Genomic DNA, 6,372 nt, shown 5'->3' on the forward strand with positions numbered 1-6,372 from the left:
GGATTTTAGAACTTATGAACTTATCAAATTTCTTTGGGCGATGGTTCAAAAAAAAATCGGGCCTCGAGGAACTTGCCCGGCGTATCAACCGCGCCGCGGAAAGCATCCTGGAAAATGAACAACTGACCGCAGACCTGGACGATGCCGCCGCCAAAGAGTTGCTTAACTGGGGCATTGCCTGGGCCAAACTCATTGCCCAACGCACCGGCGATTTGGATGACTCTAAGGCCCAAGCCGCAATGTCGCCTCAACTACAGGCGACACGCCGGTTGATGCGAGCGGTCAACAAGTGGGTCGTCAACCAGCAAGAAGGGGATACAGAAGGTAGCGCGGCAGCCCTGGCTCAAATTATTGAACAGGCCAATCTTATTAGCGTAAATTTTTCTGCCCCCAACAACGAACGTGCGGCCTTTATCAGTCAACAAACCGAACATCCCGTACCGCCTCAACAAATGATTGTCAATTTACGCCGGTGGCTTGAAGATTTAAGCGGGATAACGCCTCAAGGAGAACCCAATGACCAAACGTAAAACGTCAGCCGCCTCACGAAGTCAAAATCGAATTATTACCCTGATGATAATTGGCATCCTGTTAATATTTGCCTGCTACTATATATTTACCGGCGTTGACCCCCTGGGCCTATTTACGCCAACTGAGCCAACACCTCCGCCGCCGGCGATGGTCGGCAGCGGCGGCGATTGGTGGCAGGTCTATTTTACCGAGCCGCAGAAAGAACAAACCCTCGACAACCTGGCCGGCTCTATCCCTGAAAAGCTTATCAACCATATCCATAACGCCCAAAAAACCATTCACATCGCCTCGTTTGAGTTTGATCTCACCCCTGTGGCCGACGCCTTGATTGACGCCCATAACCGCGGCGTGGAAGTGCAGTGGGTAACGGATGACGAGTATGGCCTTGAAGCTGACGCCGAAGCAGGGCACGGCCAATTCAAGATGCTCAAAAAAGCCGGGGTAGAAATCAAGGACGACGAGCGTGAAGCCCTGATGCACAACAAATTCTGGATTTTTGACGGCCAGACGGTTTGGACCGGCTCCACCAACATTACCGTAAACGGCAACTTCCGCAATAACAACAACGTTTTGGTGATTGACTCGCCGGAAGTGGCCGCCATTTTTGAGCGCGAGTTTGACGAGATGTGGGCCGGAGAATTTGGGCCAACTTCCCCCTCAACCGTGAAAAACCAGACCGTGGTGATTGGCGGCACGCCCATCCGCATCTTTTTTGCGGCTGAAGACGAGGCCATCAGCCACCTTATCCCGCTAGTTGAAAATGCGCAAAAAAACATCCGCTTTATGGCCTTTTCCTTTACGCACGATGCATTGGGAGATGCGCTGCTGGATAAAGCCAAAACCGGGATAGACGTGAAAGGGATTTTTGAAACGCGGGGCAGCGAGACCGAGTACAGTGAAATGCCCAAGCTCTATTGCGCCGGCGTGCCGGTGCGCCAGGATGGCAATCCCCGCACTTTTCACCACAAAGTTTTTATTATTGACGACCAGTTGGTGGTCACCGGCTCGCTGAATTTTTCAGAAAATGCCGACGAAAGCAACGACGAAAACGTGGTAGTGGTCACCAATAGCGATATTGCCGCCCAATATCTGCAAGAATTTGAACGCCGCTGGATTGAAGCAACCGAGCCGGAGGCCGGGGAGATGAGTTGCAGATAACCTATCCCCCCACCAATCGCCGGAACATTGGCCAGGAAAACCTCTTTAGCAAGCAAAGGCCCGGAAAGGAGTAGTAATCAATTGTGCCACCTGAGCGCCTTTCTTTCCTTTCATTAGGGTTGGGGAATGTAGATTTTTGGGTTCATCGGATCGTTATTATCCACAATTAGATCTGCGCGTTCCCCTGGTTGGCAACTTTGCAAGTAGAGGCGTTGTCCCGGCACGTAACGCTGCCAATATCGCGCCTGCACCGCCTCGGCCGAGCCAAAGCGCACTTGATCACGGGTAGCAGCGCGCTCCACCGCCACGGTAAATTCCACTTCTACAAATATTTTGTAATCCCAATAGTGATACAATTCCGGACACAGCAGAAAAACGCCATCAAAAAGCAGGATTGAGTGAGGGTGAGCGGAACATACCGGGGAGAGAATAGAAACGTCTGTGTCAAAATCAAATACCGCTGTTTGATATTGCCAATTTCCATCAGGGCCAAGCGGCGTAAGCAAGAGTGTTTTGACCGCTTCATAATCAAAGGTGTCGTAATAATATCCTTCGGGCGAGGTGGAACCACGTTGATGGCGGATGCGGCGAGGATGGTGAAATCCGTCAAGGGAAGCCCGAATAACGGGGCGATGACGTTTGCGCAAGGGTTGGCTTAACTCGTTTGCCAGGCTGGTTTTGCCGGCAGCATCTACGCCGTCAATAGCCACCCGGATGGGGTGAGGTTGTTTGATGGCAATAAGTTGATCGGCCAGTGTTTGGAGGAGTTGGGATCGAACCACAGGCGTGCCCTATTTTTAGCCCACAAGCTTCGGCAAAGTTTCAGCCAGATTTTCAAGGAGGTGTAACCGGGGTCAAAAAGATCAGGTGGCAAACATCAGTAAAATGAGCATCCCCAGCCCGCCTAACGCCGTTACGGAGAGAGAGCCAAAAATAATAACGGCCAGCACATTGATTTCTTCGCCCTCTTCGTTATCTTTCACCTGCGGTGGGTTTGTTTTGGCCACATTTGGCCCGGACCCGGGATTGGCCACCCGGTAGTCAACCATACCGGATTGATAGGGCGGAGCCGGCGCAGCAAAGAAATTACCGGCCGGCATGAGCATGGTCGCCTCGGCATAACCGGCCTGATTTTGTGGTAAGGGCTGCTGAACCTGCGGCTGGCCATAGTAGGCCGGCATGCCCATGGCAGTATTTGCGTGAATCACCGGCACCGGCTCAGAAGGAGGGGCCCCTCCACTGCCGGAGGGGTATTGGGCCGGCATAGGCATGCCCATGGTGGTGTTTGCATGAAGCGGCGATACAGGTTGAGAATAACCCTGGGCCGAGCCGTATGGGATGGCCATGCCCATTGTTGGGCTAGAGGGAGTCATCGGCACAGGTTGAGAAGGATTTTGCCCAAAGGTCACCGGTACGGGCTGTGAAGGCCGCGTATCCTGAATTGGCGCCACTCCCGGTCCAAATTGTTGTGGCACCGGCACCATTTGCGGCGGGTAAGACTGGGTAGCCTGGCTCATTGGCTGGACGCTGCCCGTTGCCGGTTGCTGTGGTCCGGAGCCGGGCAAGGGACCTGTATCTGGCCTGGGCTGCTGTACTGCTCCAACTGACCAGGGGGCGGTTCCCGGCAACACTGCTTGTTCTGGCGACACATCGGTTTGGGTTACCGGCACCGGCTGCGAAGGATGAGGCAAGTTGCCCGTTTGCACGCTATCCTGCGCCGTCATTGTCGGCTGGATCACCGGCACAGGTTCTGAGGGGGAGGGTGCTGGTTGAGCCTGAAGGGGTCTGCCTGGCTGAGCCGCGACTGTTTCCGGCCTGGAATTTACCTGAACAGCGGGCGCAGGCTCCAAGGGTGTAGCTGCCTGTGTGTCCTGGCCGATAGCTTGGGTCGGGCCTGATTCTGCTGCCGGCTGAACGATTTCAGCAAAAGGTTTGGTGATGGGTTTAAAAGGTAGTTCAGCCACAATGGCCTGGGGATCAAGGCGAAAGGGCCGTCGTTCTGGGGCGGATGTTGGATTAAGGGGGGCCGGTTGAGGGTTGGCGGATTCAGGTTGAGTTTCGGCCATGGGTTGAGTATCCGGCAAAAACTGGGCTTGCGGCGGCGAGGGGTTGGGAATTTTGATGGGTTGCGAGTCGCGGGGCACTCTGACCGGGCGCGAGTCTGAAACAACAATACCCAAAAGCTGCAAACCACGCCGGGCCACCTGGTTATCAGGGTTAATAGCCAGCACATGATAGAGGCAGCGGGCGCGCTGCTCGTCGGTATTGACCACACTGCTCATCCACAACCAGGCCAGCTCATTGTTGGGGTTTTCCTGAATGAGCAGGTTCAACAATTGCCGCCCTTCATCCTTGCGGTTTGAGCGGATGGCAGTAATGGCTAATTCCAATGATGTGGCCATAGGCGCACCCATTCCTCTCCGGCAATCGTACCCATACAACTAGACATAACAATTTTATGTAGCCATTATACCATAAATAACCTTGTTCGCAAAGTAAACCGGATGCGTCCAGAATTTTAGAAAATTTGGACACATCGGGAGGAATTCGGGGGGGATACCCCCGCGCCCCCCAGCCTGTCCTAAAATTTTGGACAGACCCCAAGTAAACCCGTTTATCAAAATTGGCTTGGCCTTCTTCATTGCTCCGTTTGAGTGGCCAGGTAATCGGTGTAGCCGCCCAGGTATTCGGTCAAGGCCCCCTGGTTGGGATCAAGCTCAACCACTTGATCCACCACTTTATCCAAAAAATAACGGTCGTGCGAAATAACCAAAACGGCCCCGTTGAAGTCATCCAGGGCCTGCTCCAACACTTCTGCCGAGCGGATGTCGAGATTATTTGTTGGCTCGTCCAGCAATAAAAAATTTGGCTCCTGAAGCATCAGCAGGGCCATTTGCAGCCGGCTCCGCTCTCCGCCGCTCAGGCTGCCCACCGTTTGGGTTTTGGCCTGTTGGTAAGGAAAAAGAAATTTGCCCAGAAACGCAACTGCCTGGTCTTCGTACATCGGTTTGGTTTCGCGCACCGTTTCCACCAGACTCTTGGTGTAATCCAGGTTTTGATGCTCCTGGGTGTAAATGCCCATTTTTACGCTGGGGCCAATTTTTACTTCGCCCCCTGTTGGTTTTTCCTGGCCGGTCACACACCGAAACAGCACGCTTTTACCCGCTCCATTGGGGCCAATCAGGCCCACCCGCTGGCCGTGCCAGAGCGTCAGGTTAACGCCTGCCAGAATGAGGTTATCGTCAAAGGCTTTGCTGAGATCAATGATCTCCAGCACTTTATCGGAGCCGCGCCAGCCGTTCAGTTGCAGATTCATATCCTTTTGGACAAAGGGTTTATCAACTTTGTCCATCCGGTCTATTTGGCGGCGTTTGTTGCGGGCCTGTTTGATGTGGCGCTCGTTGACTACCAGGCTGGCCCACAATTCAAAGCGGGCAATAGCCGCTTCCAGCCGGGCAATTTCTTTTTGTTGGGCCGCATATACCTGGGCGTGGCGCAAGCGGCGCAGTTCCTTTTCGGTGACGTAGGCCGAATAATTGCCGGGGAAAAAGTCAAGCTTACCGCCTTCAAGCTCCATAATGCCATCCACCACTTCGTCCAATAAATAGCGATCGTGCGATACGATGATAACGGTGCCGGGATAGTGACGGATGAATTGCTCCAGCAGATTTTTCCCGGCCAGATCAAGATGATTATCCGGCTCATCCAAAAGCAGCACTGCCGGGTTGTTGACGACCAGTTTAGCCAACGCCAGCATCTTTTTTTGGCCTCCGCTCAAAACGATGGTGGGCAACTCAAAATCAGTCTCGGTAAAGCCCAACTGGCGCAGGATGGCTTTTACGGTTTTTTGGTAGCTCAAACCACCGGCTTCTTGGTATGCCTCCAATAGATGAGCCTGGCGCTCCAGGGCGTGGGTCAGAGCGTCTTCATTGTTGTAAACGGCCGGAGCGGCCAGAGAATTCTCCACCTCGTGCAGCGCAGCTTCTAACGTTGCCACACGGTCCGAAGCGGCCAAAGCTTCGGCCAGGACGGTTTTTTGCGGGTCTAGCCTGACCTCTTGAGGCAGATACCCCACGGTGACTCCTTTGCTGGTAACCACAAAACCACTGTCCGGCACCAATTCGCCGGTCAGGAGTTTTAGAATAGTGCTTTTGCCTGAGCCGTTTGGCCCAACCAGACCGATTTTATCATTATCCTGAATAGCCCAGTTTAAGTTTTCCAATACCAGGCCGGCAGGATGGCTAAAGGTAACGTTGTCCAAACGTAAAACAATCATAAAAATGCCTCCAAGAGCAGAATTTGCAGAAACATGACTAACGACTAACGACCAATGACGAACGACCAAGCTGAATTCGTTCGTCGTTCGTCCGTCGTCGTCGTCAAATTAAAAATCGTGAACCCTGTAGCTGTCCACGATTAAAAGAAAAACAAAAAGCCGCGGACGCGCTGCCGTCCGCGGCTTGAGTTTACATAATATTTATGCAGCGGACGCACTACGAGAAGGCGTCCGCCAGGGTAGAAGATTGATAGCCGGTATTTATGGTTGAATTAAGCGCAGGATTTTGGAAAAACATTCTGTCTCCAGTAAGACAATATTGGTTCTTTGGTATTTTCCGAGGAAACCACGAGATGTAGTGGTATTCACAATTAACGGAAAAGGTGATAAACTGATAGCTTGCCCAA

General features: G+C 53.0%; 5 protein-coding genes. 2 read left to right on the forward strand and 3 right to left on the reverse strand.

The window, feature by feature from the left end; translation table 11 throughout:
* Positions 1-14 precede the first annotated feature (14 nt).
* Positions 15-530 (forward strand): hypothetical protein, encoded by a 516-nt coding sequence (locus JW953_14675; protein ID MBN1993941.1) that lies wholly within the window; start codon positions 15-17, stop codon positions 528-530.
* Complete coding sequence (locus JW953_14680) at positions 517-1,689, forward strand: hypothetical protein (protein MBN1993942.1); 1,173 nt, start codon at positions 517-519, stop codon at positions 1,687-1,689. Before JW953_14675 ends, JW953_14680 begins: the two co-directional genes overlap by 14 nt.
* A gap of 113 nt (positions 1,690-1,802) precedes the next feature.
* Here JW953_14680 and JW953_14685 read toward each other — a convergent pair whose 3' ends face one another.
* The 3 genes from JW953_14685 to JW953_14695 form a co-directional block, all read right to left on the reverse strand.
* Positions 1,803-2,429 carry a uridine kinase gene (locus JW953_14685; GenBank protein MBN1993943.1) on the reverse strand — a complete coding sequence of 209 codons (627 nt, stop codon included), beginning with the start codon at positions 2,427-2,429 and terminating at the stop codon, positions 1,803-1,805.
* Between the two features lie 123 nt (positions 2,430-2,552).
* Positions 2,553-4,091 carry a hypothetical protein gene (locus JW953_14690; protein ID MBN1993944.1) on the reverse strand — a complete coding sequence of 513 codons (1,539 nt, stop codon included), beginning with the start codon at positions 4,089-4,091 and terminating at the stop codon, positions 2,553-2,555.
* A gap of 236 nt (positions 4,092-4,327) precedes the next feature.
* Positions 4,328-5,965, reverse strand: coding sequence for an ABC-F family ATP-binding cassette domain-containing protein (locus JW953_14695; protein MBN1993945.1), 1,638 nt, complete (start codon positions 5,963-5,965; stop codon positions 4,328-4,330).
* Positions 5,966-6,372 lie beyond the last annotated feature (407 nt).

This window comes from Anaerolineae bacterium, from assembly GCA_016931895.1.
GTDB lineage: Bacteria > Chloroflexota > Anaerolineae > 4572-78 > J111 > JAFGNV01.